The organism is Pseudodesulfovibrio sp. zrk46 (assembly GCF_012516435.1).
Classification (GTDB): domain Bacteria; phylum Desulfobacterota; class Desulfovibrionia; order Desulfovibrionales; family Desulfovibrionaceae; genus Pseudodesulfovibrio.
This window is the reverse complement of sequence record NZ_CP051216.1, coordinates 965959-985893: the sequence shown is the minus strand read 5'-3', so window position 1 is coordinate 985893 and position 19935 is coordinate 965959. Positions and strand designations below refer to the sequence as shown.

Genomic DNA, 19935 nt, shown 5'->3' with positions numbered 1-19935 from the left:
ACCACAAAAAAAGTGCGCCGGGCCGGATTCTCCGGCTTGGAACCTTCCCGACATCTCAAATTATACACTCTATGGCGGGACCTGGTTCGTTATGCTTGGCGCACGTTGCTCTTTCTGTGAACAGGGCGACTCAATTCGCCACATTTCTCGAAGAAGTTATCGGTGTCTATTTCCCCCCATCCTCCGTTTTGGTTTCCTGTTCCCCCTTACTGTTGAAGGGGCCTCTGCCTTTGATTCTTTTATACTACTCCCAGAAAAACAGAGCAAGCGGAATCGGACAGAAAGTGGGTCAGAATGACGCAACCGTTGGACAGGTCTGGAGATAAAAATGAAAATTCTTATCAAATGGGGAGAGATCACCGGGCGGGGACACGTATTTTAATAAACACGCAATTATCACAATATATTAAAGGGCGAAGTGAAAGGCAAGCACAAAACCGGATTCGCCCCGAAAAGGGCAAATCCGGCCTGAGAAATATCGTGCTCGAAGGGGGTTAGTCTTCGAAGGGATCGGCGATGAGCTGAGCCACCTTGGCGGGGTCCAGAGAGTAGATGGCAGCTTCCTGCGCGGCCAGCTCTTCGGACAGTCCCTGCAGGGCCATGGAAGCCTGATGGGTCTCCTGGCGGCCAAGGTTCTGCTCCACCACGTTCATGGCGTCATCCATGGTGTTGTCGCGAGCTTCACCCTTGCGGTCACGGATTTTCTGAATCTTCTGACTCAGATTGTCGATGTTGAAATCGAACGGCGTGGAAAGATCGGTTGCAGGCATTTTGTTCCTCCTTGATGGAATGCCCCATATAGAGCAAATCCTGTGCACAAAAAACAAAATGTAATGATTTCAGTATAAAGAAATATTAAGCAACCTAAATGATCAGGACGCATTTTCCCGTTTATTCAGTTTTTTCCGAACCGGAACGAAAAAGAAAGTGCCCAATACGGCCAGAAAAAAGACCACATAAGCCACGGTGAAGACCCATGGCTCGAAGTCGTGGAACAGGAGCCGCCCGACCCAATGGGCGATGAACCCCTGCCCGTCACCGGGGCCGTCTTGCCCCACGGCACGGCGCAGGGTGGCCTCCCAGATGGTCAGGGGACAGAGCTTCCCGGCAAGGGCTTCGAGCACCACGAATCCCATCAATCCGGCGTGGGTATAGCGAAACCAAGGGGCGCGGACGAACTTCCAGCCGCGCCACGCGCCGAGCCAGATCACGGGCAGGCCGTATGTCAGGAAAATGGCGATACAGAAGTGCAGGACCAGAATGACATCGGCGAGGAGAATCATCTGGCCGTCAGTCATCTACTTGTTCCCTTCCAGTTCGCGCAGATAACGGTCCAGACCGTTCACGTAATCCTCACCCATCTCCAGATATCCGATGTTGTGATCGCCACGCAGCTCCAGAAACGATTTGGGGCCGGGGTAGCTCTCGTAGAGCTTTGCGCCGATCGCATAGGGGACGATCTCGTCCTCCTGCGAATGGGCGAAGAGGGCGGGGATGTTTACCTGCTGGAGCACCGCCGCGCTGTTGTAGCGATAGCGGGCCAACTGACGTACGGGCAGCCATGGATACATGTAGGCGCCCATGTCCGGCACCGAAGTGAAGGTGGACTCGAAGATCGCGCCCGCCGGAGTGACGCCTTCGCGCGTCAGCTCGCTGACCAGTTCCGCAGCCACGGCACCGCCCAGTGAACGACCGAACAACACTACGGTGGCGGGATCGATGCCCTTTTCCTCAGTCAGCCACTCCCATGCGGCCCATGTGTCGGCGCGGGTCGCCTTTTCCGAGGGCGAGCCTTCGCTCTGGCCGTAGCCGGAGTAGTCGTGAATGAGCACGGACAGGCCGAGCTGGTGGAAGATGCGGAAGGTTTCCAGACGATGGGAAATGTTGCCGGCGTTGCCATGACAGAAGAGCACGGTGAAGCGCGGGTTCTCGTGGGGCAGCCACCAGGCATGAATGCGCTGGCCGAGACCGTTTTTGAGGTTCACTTCCTCATAGGTGAGGCCGATGTCGGCGGGCGTGGCCACCAACTCCTTGCGCGGCACGAAAAGCATCTTGCGCTGGTTGAAATACACCCAGGCAGCCACGGCGACGTAGCAGAGGCAGGCCGCACCGATAATTTTGATCGCGGTATCCATAACCAGGGTTATACACACCACTTTACCTTTTGTGGACCCCTTCCCATTCGCTTCCTGTTGATCTAATGTGCCGGTCATGAATATCGCAGGCGTCATACTGGCAGGTGGATTGGGCACACGCATGGGGCATACTAAGAAGGCGCTCCTCGACATTGGTGGCGAGACCATCATCGAACGGCTGCTGGCCGTATACCGCCCGATCTTTCCCGAGATCGTCATCGCCGCGCGTGAGCCCGGGGATTTTGAAGAGCACAACCTGCCCGTGGCTCTTGATCGTTTTGAGGCGCGCAGCTCCCTTACCGGTATCCACGCCGGGCTCGACGCCATCAACGCCACCCACGGTTTTTTCGCAGCCTGCGATGCACCCTTTCTCCAGCCCGGCCTCATCGAACGATTGCTGGCCCAGGTGACTCCCGAGGACGACGTGGTCATTCCCTTGAAAGAGGACGGCTACCGCGAGCCGCTCTGCGCAGTGTACTCAAAGCGGTGCCTTGAGCACATCGCAGCCCAGTTGGAGCGCGAGGATTTCAAGATCATCCGCTTCTTCGAGCATGTGCGCGTCAAAGAGGTGCCTGTGAGTCAGCTGCAGGACGGTGATCCGCAGTTCCTGTCGTTCTACAACGTGAACCGTCCCGAGGAATTGGAACGGGCACGCGAGATGGCCGCCGAACTGGGGCTGTAGCCGTTACTCCCCCGGAAAGTAGTGGGTGCTCAGGGTCTCCATGACCTCATAGTGCGTCACTTGGTGGTCCGGCTTGATGCCGAAATCCTTTCCCTGTGGGCATGGCTGCGTGTTTTTGTACTCTTCTCCCTTGAACAGGACCATGGATTCCATGGAGTCCCAATAGGTTAACAACGTAATTTCGACGCAGTCGTCCAGCTCGCGCTGCAGCACTTGCGTGCCGCGGCAACTGCATGTCCGTTGCGTATCTCTCACTCCGGTTTCGAACAGATGTTCCACGAATGCGTCCAGTGTCTCCTTGGAACACCGGCACCGCCATTCTCTTGCTATCATTATTTCTCTCTCCATATAGTCAAAACGATAATTAAGAGACGTACTTTATTTTTCCTGTCTTGGCGAGTGGTTGAATTTAGAGAATCATAGTAGCGGATGATAACTATTCCGTGGTATGTGCCATCTATGAATAGACGAACATGCGTATCCCTCTTGCTGTTGCTGGTCGTGACAATGCTCGCGGCCTGTGGTTCCGAACCTCTGCCCACCGTGGAAAAACGTGGGGCGTACACCCCTGAATCCACAGTTGTGGCCGAGCTGGCCGAACTGCCGCGTCTGCATGAAGCGGTGGGAACGGTCAAGGCGCGCACTGACATCCGCGTGGAAGCGCAGGTGACAGGGCGTGTGCTCAAGGTCATGGTGCGTCCGGGGGACAAGGTCGCGGCAGGGCAGGAGCTGTTGATACTGGACAGCCGTGCGTCCAAGACGCGGCTTGAGCGTTCCAAGCAGGCCAGTCAGTCTGCCGCGTCCATGGTGGCGCGGGCCAAGGACGGTCTGAGCGGGGCCAAGGCGGATTTCGACAAGATGGAATCCACCTATCGACGTATGAAGCAGCTCCACGATCAGAAGGTCGTAACTGCTGAAGAGGTGGAGCAGGCCGAGTCCGCCTACTTGCAGGCCCAGTCGAGGCTGGGGCAGGCCAAGCAGGGGCTGGCCGCTGTACAGGCACAGGCGCGTGAAGCCTCCGAGGTGGTGCAGGAAGCCGAGATCGGCCTCGGCTACACAGTGATCACAGCGCAGGAAGACGGCGAGGTGGCAAGGCGTTTGGCCGAGCCGGGCGATCTGGCCTTTCCGGGCAAGGAACTGCTTACCTTGCAGACCGGCGCCAGCCTGCGTCTGGAAGCTATGGTCCGCGAGTCTCTCATAGGGCGGGTGCGCATCGGCGATATGCTGGGCGTGGTCGTGACTGCGCTGGGCGGCGACGAGCCCATCTCCGGCGTGGTGGACGAGATCGAGCCGCTGGCTGATCCCGTGACCCGTTCCTTTCTGGTGAAGGTGCGTCTGCCAGAGGTCCCCGGCCTCTATCCCGGCATGTTTGGGCGACTGGAGGTGCCCCTTGGCGAGCGTCAGTCCGTGCTGATCCCCGAGGCGGCCGTTACCCGCGTCGGACAGTTGGAGACCGTCATGGTCAAGACTGATTCGGGCTGGGAATCAGCCTATGTTCGCTCCGGTGAATCCCATGGCGACAAGGTCGAGGTTCTGTCGGGTTTATCCGGCGGCGAGACCGTGGGCATCGGCATGAAGGCGGAGGCCGAATAGATGAGCTCCGTTTCCCCTGATTCAGGCCGCACCACTGGTGTGCTGCCGTCTATTGTTCGATTTTTTCTGACGTCACAGATGTCGGTCATCCTTGCGTTGGCCGCCTTGCTCCTCGGCATCGCCGCCATTCTGGTGACGCCGCGCGAAGAGGAGCCGCAGATCGTGGTGCCCATGGCCGATGTGCTGGTGCAGGTGCCGGGTGCCTCTGCCGAAGAGGTGGAAAAGCTCGTGACCACGCCGCTGGAGCGGTTGCTGTGGCAGATCGACGGCGTGGAGTACGTCTATTCCACTTCGCGCAAGGATATGACCACCGTGACCGTGCGCTTCTTCGTGGGCGAAGACCGCGAGGATTCGCTCATCAAGTTGCACAACACCATCCTCAAGAATCAGGATCTGGCCCCGGCCATTGTGGCGGGTTGGGTGGTCAAACCGGTGGAGATCGACGATGTTCCCATCGTGGCCCTGACCGTTCACGCGGACCACGGATTTGAAGACCGCTACACCGATTTTGATCTGCGCCGCATGGCCGAAGAATTATTCCACCGATTGGCCGAGGTGGAGGATGTATCCCGCGTCTCCCTGCACTCGGGCCGCAGCCGCGAGGTGCGGGCGGAGATCAGCCCGGACCGTCTGGCCGGGTTCAATGTTTCGCCGCTGGAAGTCTACACCGCCCTCAAGGGTGCTGATCGTTCCCTGACCGCGGGCGATTTCGTGTCCGGCGACCGACAGACCGCGGTGGTGAGTCAGGCCTTCCTGCTCTCGGCACACGATGCCGCCTCGCTGGTGGTGGGGGTGTTCGACGGCAAGCCCGTCTACCTGCGCGATGTGGCTGACATCATGGATGGCCCGGAGGAACCCACTTCCTATTCCCGCATCGGGTTCTCGGATGTCTATCTGGCCAAGATCGGGCAGGAGGACGCCAGCCCGTCGCGGCCTGCCGTGACCATCGGTATTTCCAAGAAGAAGGGCGTCAACGCCGTTGCCGTGGCCGAGGCCGTGGTCAACCGCGTGAAAGAGCTGGAGCGCGACGTGCTGCCCGAGGGAGTCACCGTCACCGTGACCCGTAACTACGGCGAGACCGCACAGGCCAAGGTCAACGAACTGCTCTCGTCCCTTCTGTTTGCCATCATTACCGTAGTGGCGCTCCTCGCCTTTGCCCTTGGCTGGCGCGAGGCCCTGGTGGTGGCGCTGGCTGTGCCCATGTCCTTTTCGCTGGCCCTGTTCGTGAACTATCTGTTCGGCTATACCATCAACCGGGTGACGCTGTTCGCCCTGATCCTGTCGCTGGGCCTTGTGGTGGATGACCCCATCACCAATGTGGACAATATCCAGCGGCATATCCGTATGGGCATCAAGGGGCCGCTCGATGCGACCCTCGACGCCGTCAAAGAGGTGTTGCCCCCGGTCATCATGTCCACGCTGGCCATCATCGTTTCGTTCACGCCGCTCTTCTTCATCACCGGCATGATGGGGCCGTACATGGCGCCCATGGCTGCCAATGTGCCGCTGACCGTGACCTTCTCCACCGTGGCCGCCCTGACCGTGGTGCCGTGGATGGCCTATCTGCTGCTTAAAAACCGTGCGCCGCAGGTCGCCGAGACATCTCCGGAAAAGAACGGTGCGGGCGTGAACAAGCGACTGCTCGCCGTGTACGAAAAGGCCATTACTCCGTTCCTCGGTGCGCCGCGCAATCGCCGTCTGCTCCTGCTGGGCATCGTGGCAGGCCTTGGCCTCTGTGCTGGGTTGGTACTCATGCGGTTGGTGCCGCTCAAGATGTTGCCGTTCGACAACAAGAACGAGCTGCAACTGCTGGTGGATATGGATGAAGGCACTACGCTGGAGCGTATGGACCGGACCCTGCGCGAGTTCGAGACCTTCCTGCGCACCGTGCCGGAAGTGACCAACTACATCACCTATGCGGGCGAGCCCTCGCCCATGGATTTCAACGGCATGGTCCGTCACTATTATTGGCGTGACATGCCCAATCTCGCTGACATCCGCATCAATCTGGCGGATAAGTCTGAGCGAGACATGCAGTCCCACGCCATCGGGTTGCGCCTCCGCAACGAGCTGCACGCCATTGCCGAGCGCAACGGGGCCAAGCTCAAACTCATCGAAACGCCTCCCGGTCCGCCGGTCATCGCTACGTTGACCACCGAGATTTACGGGCGGCCCACACTGCCGTATGCCGCCCTCATCGACGGGGCAAAGCATGTGGAGTCCCTCATGGCTGTGAGGCACGGTCTGGTGGATATCGACGACTCCGCAGAAGCGGACCGTATGATGGTCGACTATGTGCTCGACAAGGAGAAGGCGGCCCTGCACGGCGTCACAGCCGCCGATGTGGTGGAGACGTTGCGCCTTGCGCTCTCGGGCGCTGCGCCTGCCACGGTGCATCTGCCACGCGAGCGTCAGCCGCTTCCTGTGCGAATGGTGTTGCCCATCGCCCTGCGAACCGGGCCGGATACCCTTGGCGAGTTGCGCATGAAGAGCGCCACCGGAGCCATGGTGCCGCTGGCCGAGTTGGGGACGTTCATAGAGATTCCCGCAGAGCAGCCCATCTATCACAAGAACCTCAAGCGCGTGGCCTATGTCTTTGCAGACACCGCAGGTATCCCGCCCGGCGAGGCCGTGCTTGATCTGCAATCCGAACTGAAGACCGATCTCATGCCACCCGGCACCGAGGCCGAATGGGCGGGCGAGGGTGAATGGAAGATTACCCTCGACGTGTTCCGCGATCTTGGGCTCGCCAATGCCGCAGCCCTGACCGGCATTTTCATCCTGCTGGTGGCCGAGACCGGCTCCTTCATCATGCCGCTGTTGATCATGTCCGCCATTCCGCTGACGCTGCTCGGCATCATGCCCGGCTTCTGGCTGTTGAATCTCATCGCAGGTGACACAGTGGGAGGCTTCGGCGATCCGGTGTTCTTCACCGCCACCTCCATGATCGGCATGATCGCGCTGGGCGGTATCGTCATCCGCAACTCGCTGGTGCTCATCGATTTCATCCAAAGCGAGGTGAAGAACGGCATGCCGCTCAAGGATGCCATTGTCCGTTCAGGCGCGGTGCGCATGCGGCCCATCGTGTTGACGGCGCTGACGACTGCGTTGGGCGCGTGGCCCATTACCTTGGACCCGATCTTCTCAGGCTTGGCCTGGGCATTGATTTTTGGGTTGGTTGCGTCGACGTTGTTTACGTTGGTGGTGGTGCCGAGTGGGTATTATGCGTTGTATGGGGATGAATGATTAGGGTGAAAATCAAATAAGGAGGCGGCTTATCAGCCGCGATTTGATGAAGAGGCTTTCGGCCCTGAAGGCCGACTTCTTTTTGTCTTGCGCGACAAAAATGAAGCAAAAAACGCGCTTTCGTGGAGTGGCCGCCTTGTGATTCGTCGGCAAGAATCTGATCCAAGCTGGCAGCTTTTTGCTTGTGATGCTTCGCTGCGCTACGCCACAATCAAAACAATTCGCTGCCTACCGCTTGGTCAGTTTCTAAGCCGCTTGAATCAAGGGCTGGTGCATGTCTTCGTCTGTACGAACGAAGTTGACGACCGCCCTTTGTATCTCTCTTTACAAAACATACGAAGACCGGGCTTAGCATTAAACCCCATCGTGTGTAGAAGCTGACCAGATTGTTAGCCGTCAAGAACGTGCAGCTAACGGCAGCGACAAGTCGCGCAGCACGCTTCAAGGCTGACTATCTGGATCAGATTCTAGCCCGAAGGGGTAGCGGGGATATCAAAAGCCGCGTTTCTTTGGTTCTTTCTTGGGGCGGCTCAGCCAAGAAAGAACCGCCGTCCGCGCAGGACGCCCCCGGCAGGGATAGGTCAATAAAAATGCCGCCCAAAAGGCGGCCTTCCTTATTTCTTCTCTTCTTTTCGAAAAGAGTTACCTCAAATACCCCACCTGTTGCCAATCAATGCCCAGCAACTCGGCACCCATTCGATCAATCTCCAATCCATCAACACCAGCCAAAACCTTGCCGATCGGTGGCTGGCAAGTTGCCCCGCCGAGGTGATAGTCAGCCATGCCGACGCTGGCGTCCATGAGGGTGAAATGCGGGGTGACGTAGCGGTTCAAATCCTTGATGGCCCCGTGCATGCGACCGTGGAAGGCGGACTTCTTCCAACTGCCGCCGACCTGATAGTGGGCGGGTGGCGGGAAGCCCATCATGTTTTTGAGGGTGCCGGTGATGGTGGCGAGGGAATGCGCCTTGAGCACCGGGAGAGATACAATGCAGTGGGTGAAGGCGACCTCGGGCAACCATATCTCCGGGAAGACCGAGCAGTCGGGGTTGGACTTCTGCACCAACGGCGCGTGGTTGAGATCGAGCAACTCCACGCCGTATTCGGCGGCCATATCCACGTAGCCCAGCGCAGCGAAAATTTCGTACGTCTCCTGTGTGGCGGAGCCGCAGCCCTCGGCCACCACAATGGGAGCGTCGGTGTGTTCGCGGATCGCCTCGATGGTGGCGGCTGTGAAGTCCGGGCTGGTCGTGATGGGGAACGGCTGTGCCGTCACCAGATTGGGCTTGAGCAGGATGGCGTCGAACCCGGCAATTACGGACGGGCCGTCGGCAGCAAGGAAGGCCTCGCGTACCGAGGCCTTGCATTCAGTGAAATCAATGACTGCGACCATGAGGAATCCTAGACCGGCAGCCCCTTGGCGCGGCGATCCTCTTTCATCTTTTCCAGCAGTTCATCAGGGATGTGCAGGGCGCCCTTGCCCTTGCCGAGGCTGATCTTGGGCTTGACCGCGCCGTGGAAATCCGAGCCGCCGCTGACCAGCAGGCCGAGGCGTTCAGCCATTTCCCTGTAGGCCTTGGTGTCGGAGTCGCTGTGTTCGGAGTAGATGACCTCCATGCCGTCGAGGCCCAACTTTTGGAGATCCTTCACCAACTTTTCGGTGTCGGCCATGTTCAGGCCCAGTGCGAACGGGTGGGCCAGAATAGAGGTGGCGCCGATCTCGTTCAGGATGCCCAGCGCCTTCTCAGGCATGAGCTTGCGTTTGGGCACATACGCGCGGCCGTTGTCGCCGAGCCACACCTTGAAGGCTTCGTTCACGGAAGAAACCACGCCGAGGGAAACCATCTCCTGCGCGAAATGGGGGCGGCCAATGGTGCCGCCAGCGCGGGCGGCCACGGCTTCGTAAGTGATATTCACGCCAAGGGTGCGCAGTTTTTCCACGATTTCGTGGTTGCGGGTCTTGCGCCCTTCGATGACCCAGTCAAAGGCCTCTTTCAGCGGCTTGGGATTCGGCGGAATCCACAACGCGACCACATGCATCCAGCCTGCACCGTCAGGAGATTCAAGGCTCAGTTCGCAGCCGGGAATGACTTCCACGCCGAGGCGTTCGCCCGCGGCCATGGCTTCCTCCACGCCGGAAAAAGTGTCGTGGTCGGTCAGGGCAATGGCTTTCAGGCCCACTTCCTTGGCGTGTTCAATCAATTCGGTGGGGCTCATGGTGCCGTCCGAGGCCGTGGAGTGGGTGTGCAGATCGATACTCATATTATAGTTTGTCCCTTGAGGTTGATTTCATGGTGGTGTGCGATACACTGGGGATGGTGAAATGTGTAACAGGTGAGCACGAGGCAGGTAAAGCTCCATGCGTGATTCTTTGTATTTCATACTCCTGGTGGACGACAGTCCAAACTACCGGGCGCTGCTCAGTCACTATCTGGGCGATCTCCAATGCGAGATTACCGAGGCGCGAGACGGCGAAGAGGCCGTGGAATTGTTTGCCGAAAAGAATTTCGACCTGATCATTATGGATATCATCATGCCGCTTATGGACGGGGTCGATGCTATCCGCGCCATTCGCAAGCTGGAGCGGGAGCAGAGAAGAAATCCCGTGCCCATTCTGGCTCTGTCCGGCGAGAGTTCCCTTGAGAACCGCGTTGATTCCATGGGGGCCGGGGCGGACCGGATGCTGACCAAGATCGTTGACGAGGCGGGAGCCGTGGCCACCGTGCGCGAGATGCTGGGGATTGCCCTGCCCGCGTGACATGTGCACTGCATAGTTGCCACGCCGCCGGGAGATGTGTACTTTCCCGGCATCCAAAGGAGGAATTCATGGCTCTGAACAGAGAACTACTCAAACTGCTCGCCTGCCCCAAATGCAAGGGTAAGCTCAACGTCGTTCGTGGCGGTAAAGGTCTGTCCTGTCCCGAGTGTGCGGTTGTCTACCCGGTGAAGGATGACATCCCCATCATGCTGGTGGACCAGGCCATCCCTGAAAAGGAGTGGACCGGCTCCAAATAGGTCGAACCATATACCGACTTTTTCTTGCTCCGCATCCGTATTTCGGGTGCGGAGCAAATTTTTTTCCACAGGTGGTCTTGACGTTAAAAAAAGCGTGCCTATTCTCTGGTCAACGAGAGAAAAAAGGAGGTCCATCTATGGTTATCGATTTTAATACGCTTTACAAATTCCCATCTCGCTTTGACAGAGTGTTCGAAGAGTTTTTCAAGTCACCGATGGGCGACGATCGCCGACTGGCATACCCTCCGCTCAACTTGAGCAATGACGAGGACAACATTTATGTACGGGCCGAAGTCCCCGGCGTAGCCCTCGAAGACATGGAATTGACCCTCACGGACAAGACTCTTGTCCTCAAGGGTGAACGCTCCGCACCTGAAGGAAAATACTATCGTCAGGAACGTCCCGGCGGCGTTTTCCACAGAGTTATAAACATTGGTGTGCCCGTTGATCGTGACAGCGTCACCGCCACCATAACCGACGGTGTTCTGACCGTGACCCTGCCCAAGGCAGCCGAAGTCAAGCCCCGCAACATCGCCATCGACGTGGCCTAAGGAGGTATCCAATGAGCGAACTTGTCAAAACCGAAGAACGCAATTTGACCCGGTACCGTCCCGCCACCGATATCCTCGAACGTGAGGACGGATTTTACATCTTCATGGATTTGCCCGGTGTGAAACGTGAAAACATGAGCATCGATCTGCAGGAAGGCGAGCTTGTCGTCACCGGACGCACTTCTCTGGCCCCTTCCGAGGACGAGCATTTCGTGGAGATGCAGTTTGGCGACTGCGAATACGTGCGCTCCATCGCCATTTCCGACATCGTGGATCGCGAGCGCATCAAGGCCAACCTCGACAACGGCGTGCTGGAACTGCACTTGCCCAAGGTCGAAAAGGTTCAGCCCAAGAAAATTGAGATTATACAGGGGTAGCCATTCAGCCCCTGTTTGCCATCACCTGAAGGGAGGCCCGACAGCATTGTGTTGTCGGGCCTTTCTTTTTTTATCCTCACAAGCCTTACGGTGTCAGGGGAAAGGTCGAAGAGCTTACAGCCCCCGCATCCATTCGGGCGTCAGGCCGCGGTCGCCTGCCAGTGCGGCGTCGATCTCTGCCAGCGCCTTGTCCTTGCCGCTGGGGATACGGACCTTGAGGGGCAGGTAGTTGGAGGCGTGGTTGGCGAGAAAGAGCCCCTTGGTGAGATTGAGTCCGGCGAGCATTTCGCGGATTTCGAGGAGCATGCCGCGGGCATCGGGCAGCACGAACTCACCGCGCTCGTATTGGTCGTGGAGCGGGGTGTCGGGCACGAGCATGAGGGAGAGGGCGCCGATCTGTTCGGGGTCCATCTCGGACAGGGCGCGGGCCGTGGCGCGGGCGTGTTCCATGGAGCGCTCCTCGCCGCCGAGGCCGTTGATGACCGTGACGTTGAGCTTGAATCCCGCCTGTCGGGCGCGGCGGCCCTGCTCAATGATGGCCGCGGAGTCGCCGTGCTTGTTCATGGCCTTGAGGATGGTGTCGTCGCCGGATTCGAGGCCCATGTAGAGGATGCCGATACCGGCGTCCCGGAGTTCGGCCAGCTCTTCATCGGTTTTGGATTTCAGGCTCTTGGCGCTGGCGTAGGTGCCTACTCGCAGCACCCACGGGAGGTGCTCCCGGATGTCGGCCAGTATTTCGAGCAGGCGGGCCTGCGGCAGGATGAGCGCATCGCCGTCGCAGAGAAACAGGCGGCGTTGGCGGCGGCAGTGTTTGGCCGCGAAGAGAATATCCTTGTGGACGATCTCGGGCGATTTGATGCCAAACCGCTTGTCCGTGTATGCCCCACAGAACGAGCACTTGTTGTGGGAGCAGCCGAGGGTGACCTGGAGCAGAATGCTGTGGGCCTCGCTTGGGGGCCGGATGATGTTGCCTTCGTAATCCATGGAGGGAACATATCACCCGGGCTTTCGGATGGGAACCCGGCAGAGAAAGCGAGGCTCGGTCGTGTCATGGAAATAATTGCTCAAAAGAATGGCATTTTCTAATCCATATTAACGAAGTATTGTGCTATGAGTAGATAAGAACGCCACGCAATGCTGGGTTGCAACTGCTTGAAAACGTTATTTTGAATTGGACACTGCCTGCTGCCTATGTCGGATAAGCTGAATAAAAGTACTACCAGATCTTATGTCTCCATCGATGAGACGTCGCGCGCCCTGTTGGATTCGGCCGTCGAATCCTCATTCGTCATGGACGTCAATGGCCACATCCTTGCCGCCAATAAGGCTGCGGCGTTACTGATGGGGCTGAAGTCCGTCGAGGAATTGGAAAACCACGATGTGTACTCCTTTTTGCCGGAGGACGTGGCCGCAATCAGACGGGAGAAGGTGCAGGACGCCATCGAAAAGAGGGCTTCTGTCCGCTTTGAAGAAGAGGTGGACGACCGCAATCTGGTGCACTCCATCGTGCCGGTCTTCAACCCATGGGGCGACGTGGTCCGGCTGGCCGTATCCACCCTTGATCTGACCGAGTTGCGCAAGTCCGATGAGGATTTGCGTCGCGAGCAGCAGCGTCAGATTTTCTTCATGGAATCTCTGCCCGGTATTGTCTACCACCTGTATCCGGACAAGAGCATCCGGTACGCCAACAGATATTTCCGTAAGTATTTCGGCAGCCCCAAGGGCAAGAATTGCAAGGAAGCCCTGGAGTGCTCCAAGTCTGACTGCAACGCCTGTCCGCCCATGGCCGCCATGGAACAGGACCGGGCCGTGGAGTGGGACTGGACCGACAGCAAGGGCCGGACCTTCCATTTGCAGTGCAGCCCCATGACCGACTCGGCCGGCGAGCGCATGATCATGGTGCTCGGTATCGACATCACGGCCAGAAAGAGGGCTGAGGATGATCTGCAAAAGGCGCACGACAGATTGGAAGACCGTGTTCGTCAGCGCACCAAGGAGCTGGAAAAGGCCAACTCCGAGCTGACCAACAAGTCCATGCGGCTGGTTTCGGCCATGAAGAAGGCGGACGCGGCTACCCGCGCCAAGTCGGCGTTTCTGGCCAACATGAGCCATGAAATCCGCACCCCGCTCAATGCGGTGCTCGGCATGACCGAGCTCGCCCTGCGTTCCGTCAACGAGAGCAAGCGCACCAATTATCTCCAGCGGGTCATGCAGGCGGGCAACTCCCTCCTGTCCGTCATCAACGACATCCTTGATTTCTCCAAGATCGAGGCGCGCAAGCTCACGCTGGAGAAGATCGACTTCGACCTGCGCAAGACACTGGATTCCGCCATGGACATTCACCGTACGCAGACGTCGGACAAGTCGCTCTTCCTCGATAATTCCATTGCCGACGACGTGCCCAATGTACTGGTTGGCGACCCCTACCGGCTCAAGCAGGTGCTCATCAATCTGGTGTCCAACGCGGTCAAGTTCACGGAACAGGGCGGCGTGTCCATCGATATCTCTCTGGTTTCCGCCCCACCCAAGCCCAAGAAGGGTGATGAGGTGGTGCTGGAATTCGCTGTCACCGATACCGGTGTCGGTATTCCCAAGGATAAGCAGAAGGCGATCTTCAAGTCCTTCTTGCAGGCCGACGACTCCGTGACCCGCAAGCACGGCGGCACCGGACTAGGGTTGTCCATCTGTACGCTGCTGGTCGAGTTGATGCAGGGCCGCCTCCGCATCGCCAGCGAAGAGGGCAAGGGCAGCACTTTCGCCTTTACCGCCAAGTTCATCATTGGTGACGAAGCCAACGTTGCCCGTGATATTGAAGCGACGCTGGATCTGGAGTCCCTCGGCCTCTCCAACCTCAAGGTGCTGCTGGCCGACGACAACAAGCTCAATCTGGAGCTGGCGTCCACCCTGCTCATCGAACAGGGACACAACGTGGTCTGCGTGGAGAACGGCGCTCAGGCGCTGGAGGCCGTGAAGAAGGACCGGTTCGATATCATCCTCATGGATGTGCAGATGCCGATCATGGACGGTATATCCGCCACTCGCGCCATCCGTAATCCCAACTCCGGCGCGACGGATCCCAAGATTCCCATCGTGGCTATCACCGCCCACGCCCTCAAGGGCGACAAGGAGCGGTTCATGGAAGCGGGCATGAACGATTACATCGCCAAGCCCATTAAGATGACTGAGTTCTATTCCACGCTGGCCCGGGCGATGCACGGCGCTGACCTGTGCGGCGACGAGAAGACCGGTGCGGAAGATGCTCCCTGTGCTGTCGACAGCTTCAACCGTCAGGGCGCACTGGATATGCTCGGGGGACGAAAGGACCTGTTGACCCGCATGGATGAGATTTTTCTGCGTGACATTCCGGGAGAATTAGAGGAATTGATTTCGTATATGGCAAACCATGATTGGGAAGAGGCCAAACGTCTCGCCCACTCCATCAAGGGCTCGTCCAGAACCGTAGGCGCAGAGCGCGCCGGAGCCGTGGCCGAGCAGGTGGAATTTTTCTGTAAACAAAAAGATGTGAATTCAGCCGAAGAGGAGCTTAAAATCCTTGAAGCTGAAGTGAAAACCGCGCTACAGTATATAACTGACGATATGCAGTCATAGTGGTATTCCTACCAAGCAAGGAGCAGTAACAATGAAGACCATTCTCGTAGTTGACGATGCCCCCATGATCCGCGAACTGCTCAAGTCCGTGCTTGAGGCGGAAGGGTTCGCCGTGGTCGAGGCCGCGGACGGTGAAGAGGCTGTGCGCCTCTGTCAGGATCGTGACATCGATCTGAGTATCGTGGATATCTTCCTGCCCAAGAAGGGCGGCCTGCAGGTAATGGGCGAGCTGATCAAGGCTGACAAGTCCCACAAGTTCATCGCCATCTCCGGCGGTGAGGCCTTCAACCCCGAAGCCATCGTGGAACTGGCCAAGGTCTTCGACGTTGTCGAAACCTTCACCAAGCCCATCGACACCCGCAAGCTCGTGGAAACCGTCAAGGCTGCAGTCGGCGAATAGCACGACACGATTTTGATTGAGTAAAGAGCGAGGAAAGCCCTATGGCTTTTCTCGCTCTTTTTTTGTGTGCAGAGACTTAGTCGCCTTAACTTCATTTAGAAAATATCATAAAAGCCCTTTTGAAATTGAACCTAGTACCGGGAAGAGAGAATGAAAAAACTGTTACTCATGATATGCATTTTCCTCATTGCTTTGTGTGGTTGCGGTAATCAGCCAGCGAAAAACGGGAAAGTGAAGCCGATATACGCAATGAGTGTTGAAGATATGTTTCCTGGTGACGAGTTGGCTCAAGCACTGGCTGAAGCAGCATCTGATGGTGACATTGAGGAGATAGATGAACTGGTTTCCAAAGGGGCAAATGTCAACGCCCATCATCCTTTAGGATACACGCCCCTTGTGTGGGTTTTACAGCACCCCAACAAAAAAGGTTTCCGGCGGTTGTTGGAGCTTGGTGCTGATCCCAATTTTCAAATTGAAGGGTCAGACTTTTCCCCTCTTCATTGGGCAGTTCGAAAATGTTCTCCTACTTCGAGCAATCTAAGCCTAGATTATTTACGGATGATGTTCGAAATAGGAAATGCTGATCCCAATCTTGTAGGATTAGATAGAGGGAAGTTACCTATTGAGTGGGCATTGCTGTCAGAGCAAGAGAGGATATTCTTATACCTTGTTAGTGCTGGCGCTGATGTTGATCGTATCGTCTCTGGTGGTAGATCTGTGATCACTCGGTTGGCGGAAGTAGCCAATTATAAAATGGTTTTATATTGGCTTGAAAAAGGCATCAACTATCACCATGTATCGCCTCCTCCTCTCGACTTTTCTGTTCAATCTGTGATCGACTTAACCCTAGAGTCTCGCGTCGTTGCAGAAGATCCTAGAATTGATGGATATATGTGGCTATGGCGTGTTGTCGATTGGCTGGAAAAACGAGGCATGACATTTGAAGATTATCCCAATGCGAAAAGGCCTGCAAAACTGGACACCACGCCGATTGTGTTTGAGACTGAAGCGTCCGAAGTTCGTCTGTCGCACAGCATGTTTATCCATGAAGTCAATTTGACCTATCCTACCCCGGTTTGGGCGCAAACAGAAGAGACTGCAAACAACATAAAGACTCGCTTTAAGCAAAACGGAGGTACGATCATTTATGAGAGCCTTCCGAGAAAGGAATCAATCAAGGATTGGACCCATTTTTACAGCGTTATGGGGCTATATGCACCTGGATATTCCTTTGACACCATTCAACAGGCTGTAAAGGCGAAGATTATTCCTCAGTGCGCTGAATCCTCAACTACTCAGATTGTTGAGCAGTCAGACAATCACAAGCTTTACCTTCTCAGGTGCAACAGTTCTGAAACAGAAGGTGTGTTGTTTATTGGGAAGCATAGAAACACCTACGTTGCTGTTTATCAGGCATGGTATCCCCTTGAGGCTGGAGATATAAAAGCCAAAGTCATTGCAGACATGCAAAAAATAAAGATGGAAGACGGCTATACCGTGAAGCCCATGCCTGATGAAATTGAAGAGAAGTTGAAGCAGTAAGTATTCGAATGATAGCTTTGAAGTTCGCAAACTCTTTGTAAATTCTCTATTGAAATGAAGCTAAAAAGAACGAGCCACAAAGAGAGGGCAAGCTCAATAGAGCTTGCCCTCTTAATTTCTATTGTAAGGCTTCGGAGAGTGGTGCAGCTGCTAGACGGCGGGCTCGAGTGAACCGGAGGCGTAGCAGCGCTACGGTGAGGATTCACTCGTTGCCCGGCAACGACGCAGATGGGCCGCTATCCGGAGCCGATGCACGTGCTAGTCTACCTTGTGGTAAGCCTTGGGAGCTGCGCCGCAGATGGGACACTTCTCGGTGGCTTCGCCGTCCTGGGTGTGGCCGCAGACGGAGCAGATGTAGAACTCGGCTTCAGCGAACTTGTCGGTGTCAGCTTCGAGGGCTGCGGTGTACAGTTCGGCGTGAATTTTCTCAGCTTCGTTGGCAAAGCCGAAGTAGCGGAGGATAGCGTTTTCGCCTTCTTCTTTGGCGTCATCCATCATCTCGGGGTACATCTTTTCAAATTCGTAGGTCTCGCCGGAAATGGCGGCCTTGAGGTTCTCTTCGGTGGAACCGATGCCTTTCATGAGACGCAGGTGAGCGTGAGCGTGGATGGTTTCGGCAGCAGCGGCAGCACGGAACAGCTTGGCAACGCCGGGCTTGCCTTCGGACTCGGCTTTCTCGGCAAAAGCGAGGTATTTACGGTTAGCCTGGGATTCGCCTGCAAACGCTGCTTTCAGATTCTCAAGGGTCTTGCTCATAATGGTATCTCCTCATAGGGGTTGGTTGCGTTGTTCGGACTCTGTTTTACAGAACTCAAACAAATGATTCAAGAAAAAAATGATAATAATTACTATTTATTTATTAACCAACTAAAATCATGTAGTTTATTATTGAAAAATATAGTGAAATCACCCATTCCAACCAGCTCTATACCAGTTATATAGAAATAGATGAATCCATCGAATGGCTGAAGTGACTAATAATGGAAGGTCATGATCGAATACTCCGCACCGTGAGGCTGACCAGAGTGGTGCAGCCGCAAGGCGACGGGCACGATTCACCCGCAGGCGTAGCGGAGCTACGGTGAGGATTGAATCACGCCTAGCATACCTGAGGCATAAGATCTTGTACGGCTCGAAGACTCGCCTACAATTCACTTAACGCAGCGGATGTGCCGCTATGGACAGCCGAGTCCCATCGCACAAAAAAGAGCCGCGCTTATCCGGACGGAAAGGATGATGGTATCCGGATAAGCGCGGCTCTAACCCGCATGTTGTGGGGAGCGTGAGCTCCCGAAGAATTATACGCTGCGTGTGAAGAGCGTCAGGGCAAAAGTTGCCATGGCTGCAACAGAGGAGGCGGCAGCGGCGCTGAAGCGGCGAGTGCGGCTGTTATTGCGTCGCGGTGCTGCGGCGTGGTTGCGCTCACGCAGGGCCATCATAGCCAGTCGGGTATCGCATTCCATGCTCATGATTGTTCTCCTTTTTCCTTCACATTCAAACAGGTCGCCCTCAGGCGTTTCTCTATGACTGAACACCTACGGAACTCGTGAGCCGCAATCCAATTGTTTTGTTCGATAGACTTGTTCGGTTTTCCTGATGATGATACGATTCTCAATCAGCATGAGTGATAACGAATATAAAATCAACGTAAAAGCGGTGGGTTATGGAGCTATATCAGCTTAACACTTTTGTTATAGTAGCCGAAGAGGGGCATTTGACCCGGGCAGCAGAACGTTTGCATGCCAGCCAGCCTACGGTGAGTGCGCACATAAAATCGTTGGAAGAGGAGCTGGAAACGCGGCTGTTCATTCGTACGCCCAAGGGCATGCAGTTGACCGAGGCAGGGCTTCGGCTCAAGGCCAGGGCTGAGACCGTGTTGCAGGCAGCGCGTGAAATGAAGCTGGAGGCCCGCAACATGGGCGGCGAGCTGGTGGGTGATTTGTCGCTGGGTCTGAACACGGACGCCGAGTATCTCCGCATCGTGCCACTGCTTACTTCTTTGGGCGAGGCGCACCCCAAGATCACGCTCCAGATTCTTCAGAGTGCGAGTACCTCGGTTCAGGATGCGCTCCGCAAGGGACGTCTGGATTGCGGTTTCATCTTCGGCCCGCCGCGGCACAAGGATATCCACGCCGTGAAGTTGGAAACGACGCGTTTTTATGTGGCGGTGCCGGATGTTTGGCGTGATCGTATCCCCGGCGGAATTTCTGCCTTGGCTGATCTGCCATGGATCCTCGACCCGAGCGATAACCCGGTGCAGTCGTTGACGCGGCCGTTTTTCGAGTCGCGGGGGATCACGTTGAAGAATCCGCTGGAGGTGGATGGCGATGAGGTTATCCGAGTTTTGGTGGCAGCCGGAAAGGGCATTTCGTTCTTGCGAGAGAATGAGCTCAAGCTCGCAAACAGAATTGGGTTGGTGCATGCGTTGCCGTTTGAGGAGTTGAATATCGACCTTCATTTTGTGTGTCTTGTGCGACGAGATCAGGACCCGGTTATGCGGGCGGTTATTGATCATGTGAGGAAGGTTTGGGAGGTTGAAGGGTAGTTGTTTTTATTGAAAGGCAGGAAGAGGGTAAGGAGGCGGCTTATCAGCCGCGATTTGATTGGATGATGCGCTTTTCAAGCGCGAGAGCCGTCGCTTTGCTTCTCCATGTCCTGCGCGGACGGCGGTTCTTTCTTGGCTGAGCCGCCCCAAGAAAGAACCAAAGAAACGCGGCGTTGTGTGCTCGGCCGCCTCGTGATTCGTCGGCAAGAATCTGATCCAAGCTGGCAGCTTTCGCTTTTGC

Annotated in this window: 20 protein-coding genes; 11 read left to right on the top strand and 9 right to left on the bottom strand. The window is 56.4% G+C overall.

Annotated features, from left to right (window positions below; translation table 11 throughout):
- Positions 1 to 494: 494 nt before the first annotated feature.
- From HFN16_RS04525 to HFN16_RS04515, 3 genes are all read right to left on the bottom strand, one after another.
- Complete coding sequence (locus tag HFN16_RS04525) at positions 495 to 770, bottom strand: hypothetical protein (RefSeq protein WP_168889571.1); 276 nt, start codon at positions 768 to 770, stop codon at positions 495 to 497.
- Positions 771 to 872: 102 nt separating this feature from the next.
- Positions 873 to 1298: a DUF2784 domain-containing protein gene (locus tag HFN16_RS04520; RefSeq protein ID WP_168889570.1), complete on the bottom strand. Its 426-nt coding sequence runs from the start codon at positions 1296 to 1298 to the stop codon at positions 873 to 875.
- Positions 1299 to 2153: an alpha/beta hydrolase gene (locus HFN16_RS04515; RefSeq protein WP_247648443.1), complete on the bottom strand. Its 855-nt coding sequence runs from the start codon at positions 2151 to 2153 to the stop codon at positions 1299 to 1301. It lies immediately after the preceding gene.
- Positions 2154 to 2211: 58 nt separating this feature from the next.
- Here HFN16_RS04515 and HFN16_RS04510 point away from each other — a divergent pair, with 58 nt between their 5' ends.
- Positions 2212 to 2817 carry a molybdenum cofactor guanylyltransferase gene (locus HFN16_RS04510; RefSeq protein WP_168889569.1) on the top strand — a complete coding sequence of 202 codons (606 nt, stop codon included), beginning with the start codon at positions 2212 to 2214 and terminating at the stop codon, positions 2815 to 2817.
- A 3-nt stretch (positions 2818 to 2820) separates the two neighbouring features.
- On the opposite strand, the gene HFN16_RS04505 is transcribed toward HFN16_RS04510, so the two are convergent.
- Entirely contained in the window at positions 2821 to 3150 is a 330-nt protein-coding gene (locus HFN16_RS04505; protein WP_168889568.1) for an antibiotic biosynthesis monooxygenase, read from the bottom strand.
- A gap of 126 nt (positions 3151 to 3276) precedes the next feature.
- Here HFN16_RS04505 and HFN16_RS04500 point away from each other — a divergent pair, with 126 nt between their 5' ends.
- Together HFN16_RS04500 and HFN16_RS04495 are read left to right on the top strand one after the other, a co-directional pair.
- On the top strand, positions 3277 to 4410 hold the full coding sequence (locus HFN16_RS04500) for an efflux RND transporter periplasmic adaptor subunit (protein WP_168889567.1): 1134 nt from the start codon (positions 3277 to 3279) through the stop codon (positions 4408 to 4410).
- Complete coding sequence (locus HFN16_RS04495) at positions 4411 to 7656, top strand: efflux RND transporter permease subunit (RefSeq protein ID WP_168889566.1); 3246 nt, start codon at positions 4411 to 4413, stop codon at positions 7654 to 7656. It abuts the gene before it with no gap.
- Between the two features lie 642 nt (positions 7657 to 8298).
- On the opposite strand, the gene HFN16_RS04490 is transcribed toward HFN16_RS04495, so the two are convergent.
- Positions 8299 to 9048, bottom strand: a complete 750-nt coding sequence (locus HFN16_RS04490) for a DUF362 domain-containing protein (RefSeq protein ID WP_168889565.1) — start codon at positions 9046 to 9048, stop codon at positions 8299 to 8301.
- An 8-nt stretch (positions 9049 to 9056) separates the two neighbouring features.
- Positions 9057 to 9917, bottom strand: a complete 861-nt coding sequence (locus tag HFN16_RS04485) for a PHP domain-containing protein (protein ID WP_168889564.1) — start codon at positions 9915 to 9917, stop codon at positions 9057 to 9059.
- A 97-nt stretch (positions 9918 to 10014) separates the two neighbouring features.
- Here HFN16_RS04485 and HFN16_RS04480 point away from each other — a divergent pair, with 97 nt between their 5' ends.
- The 4 genes from HFN16_RS04480 to HFN16_RS04465 all read left to right on the top strand — a co-directional run bounded on the left by HFN16_RS04480 (position 10015) and on the right by HFN16_RS04465 (position 11598).
- Entirely contained in the window at positions 10015 to 10413 is a 399-nt protein-coding gene (locus HFN16_RS04480) for a response regulator (protein WP_168889563.1), read from the top strand.
- A gap of 68 nt (positions 10414 to 10481) precedes the next feature.
- On the top strand, positions 10482 to 10670 hold the full coding sequence (locus HFN16_RS04475) for a Trm112 family protein (protein ID WP_168889562.1): 189 nt from the start codon (positions 10482 to 10484) through the stop codon (positions 10668 to 10670).
- Positions 10671 to 10807: 137 nt separating this feature from the next.
- Positions 10808 to 11221, top strand: a complete 414-nt coding sequence (locus HFN16_RS04470) for an Hsp20/alpha crystallin family protein (RefSeq protein ID WP_168889561.1) — start codon at positions 10808 to 10810, stop codon at positions 11219 to 11221.
- An 11-nt stretch (positions 11222 to 11232) separates the two neighbouring features.
- Positions 11233 to 11598: an Hsp20/alpha crystallin family protein gene (locus HFN16_RS04465; RefSeq protein ID WP_168889560.1), complete on the top strand. Its 366-nt coding sequence runs from the start codon at positions 11233 to 11235 to the stop codon at positions 11596 to 11598.
- A 114-nt stretch (positions 11599 to 11712) separates the two neighbouring features.
- Here HFN16_RS04465 and HFN16_RS04460 read toward each other — a convergent pair whose 3' ends face one another.
- Positions 11713 to 12582, bottom strand: a complete 870-nt coding sequence (locus HFN16_RS04460) for a radical SAM protein (RefSeq protein ID WP_168889559.1) — start codon at positions 12580 to 12582, stop codon at positions 11713 to 11715.
- A 207-nt stretch (positions 12583 to 12789) separates the two neighbouring features.
- Between HFN16_RS04460 and HFN16_RS04455 the strand changes: the two genes are divergently transcribed.
- The 3 genes from HFN16_RS04455 to HFN16_RS04445 all read left to right on the top strand — a co-directional run bounded on the left by HFN16_RS04455 (position 12790) and on the right by HFN16_RS04445 (position 17149).
- Entirely contained in the window at positions 12790 to 15207 is a 2418-nt protein-coding gene (locus HFN16_RS04455; protein WP_168889558.1) for a PAS domain-containing hybrid sensor histidine kinase/response regulator, read from the top strand.
- Positions 15208 to 15238: 31 nt separating this feature from the next.
- Positions 15239 to 15607, top strand: a complete 369-nt coding sequence (locus HFN16_RS04450) for a response regulator (protein ID WP_168889557.1) — start codon at positions 15239 to 15241, stop codon at positions 15605 to 15607.
- Between the two features lie 150 nt (positions 15608 to 15757).
- Positions 15758 to 17149: an ankyrin repeat domain-containing protein gene (locus HFN16_RS04445; RefSeq protein WP_168889556.1), complete on the top strand. Its 1392-nt coding sequence runs from the start codon at positions 15758 to 15760 to the stop codon at positions 17147 to 17149.
- Positions 17150 to 17407: 258 nt separating this feature from the next.
- Here HFN16_RS04445 and HFN16_RS04440 read toward each other — a convergent pair whose 3' ends face one another.
- Positions 17408 to 17905, bottom strand: a complete 498-nt coding sequence (locus HFN16_RS04440; RefSeq protein ID WP_168889555.1) for a rubrerythrin family protein — start codon at positions 17903 to 17905, stop codon at positions 17408 to 17410.
- A gap of 542 nt (positions 17906 to 18447) precedes the next feature.
- A complete protein-coding gene (locus HFN16_RS04435; protein WP_168889554.1) occupies positions 18448 to 18618 on the bottom strand; it encodes a hypothetical protein in 171 nt (56 codons plus the stop codon).
- Positions 18619 to 18863: 245 nt separating this feature from the next.
- Between HFN16_RS04435 and HFN16_RS04430 the strand changes: the two genes are divergently transcribed.
- The gene (locus HFN16_RS04430; RefSeq protein WP_247648442.1) at positions 18864 to 19694 is read left to right on the top strand and encodes a LysR family transcriptional regulator; all 831 of its coding nucleotides are present in this window, start codon (positions 18864 to 18866) and stop codon (positions 19692 to 19694) included.
- Positions 19695 to 19935: the final 241 nt, after the last annotated feature.

Bases quoted from the DNA above. Each gene is read 5' to 3' on its own strand.
- HFN16_RS04485 (WP_168889564.1), bottom strand. From the start codon at position 9,917: ATGAGTATCGATCTGCACACCCACTCCACGGCCTCGGACGGCACCATG.
- HFN16_RS04505 (WP_168889568.1), bottom strand. From the start codon at position 3,150: ATGATAGCAAGAGAATGGCGGTGCCGGTGTTCCAAGGAGACACTGGAC.
- HFN16_RS04510 (WP_168889569.1), top strand. From the start codon at position 2,212: ATGAATATCGCAGGCGTCATACTGGCAGGTGGATTGGGCACACGCATG.
- HFN16_RS04480 (WP_168889563.1), top strand. From the start codon at position 10,015: ATGCGTGATTCTTTGTATTTCATACTCCTGGTGGACGACAGTCCAAAC.
- HFN16_RS04455 (WP_168889558.1), top strand. From the start codon at position 12,790: ATGTCGGATAAGCTGAATAAAAGTACTACCAGATCTTATGTCTCCATC.
- HFN16_RS04440 (WP_168889555.1), bottom strand. From the start codon at position 17,905: ATGAGCAAGACCCTTGAGAATCTGAAAGCAGCGTTTGCAGGCGAATCC.
- HFN16_RS04525 (WP_168889571.1), bottom strand. From the start codon at position 770: ATGCCTGCAACCGATCTTTCCACGCCGTTCGATTTCAACATCGACAAT.
- HFN16_RS04475 (WP_168889562.1), top strand. From the start codon at position 10,482: ATGGCTCTGAACAGAGAACTACTCAAACTGCTCGCCTGCCCCAAATGC.
- HFN16_RS04460 (WP_168889559.1), bottom strand. From the start codon at position 12,582: ATGGATTACGAAGGCAACATCATCCGGCCCCCAAGCGAGGCCCACAGC.
- HFN16_RS04445 (WP_168889556.1), top strand. From the start codon at position 15,758: ATGAAAAAACTGTTACTCATGATATGCATTTTCCTCATTGCTTTGTGT.
- HFN16_RS04500 (WP_168889567.1), top strand. From the start codon at position 3,277: ATGAATAGACGAACATGCGTATCCCTCTTGCTGTTGCTGGTCGTGACA.
- HFN16_RS04520 (WP_168889570.1), bottom strand. From the start codon at position 1,298: ATGACTGACGGCCAGATGATTCTCCTCGCCGATGTCATTCTGGTCCTG.
- HFN16_RS04490 (WP_168889565.1), bottom strand. From the start codon at position 9,048: ATGGTCGCAGTCATTGATTTCACTGAATGCAAGGCCTCGGTACGCGAG.
- HFN16_RS04470 (WP_168889561.1), top strand. From the start codon at position 10,808: ATGGTTATCGATTTTAATACGCTTTACAAATTCCCATCTCGCTTTGAC.
- HFN16_RS04465 (WP_168889560.1), top strand. From the start codon at position 11,233: ATGAGCGAACTTGTCAAAACCGAAGAACGCAATTTGACCCGGTACCGT.
- HFN16_RS04450 (WP_168889557.1), top strand. From the start codon at position 15,239: ATGAAGACCATTCTCGTAGTTGACGATGCCCCCATGATCCGCGAACTG.
- HFN16_RS04495 (WP_168889566.1), top strand. From the start codon at position 4,411: ATGAGCTCCGTTTCCCCTGATTCAGGCCGCACCACTGGTGTGCTGCCG.
- HFN16_RS04435 (WP_168889554.1), bottom strand. From the start codon at position 18,618: ATGAGCATGGAATGCGATACCCGACTGGCTATGATGGCCCTGCGTGAG.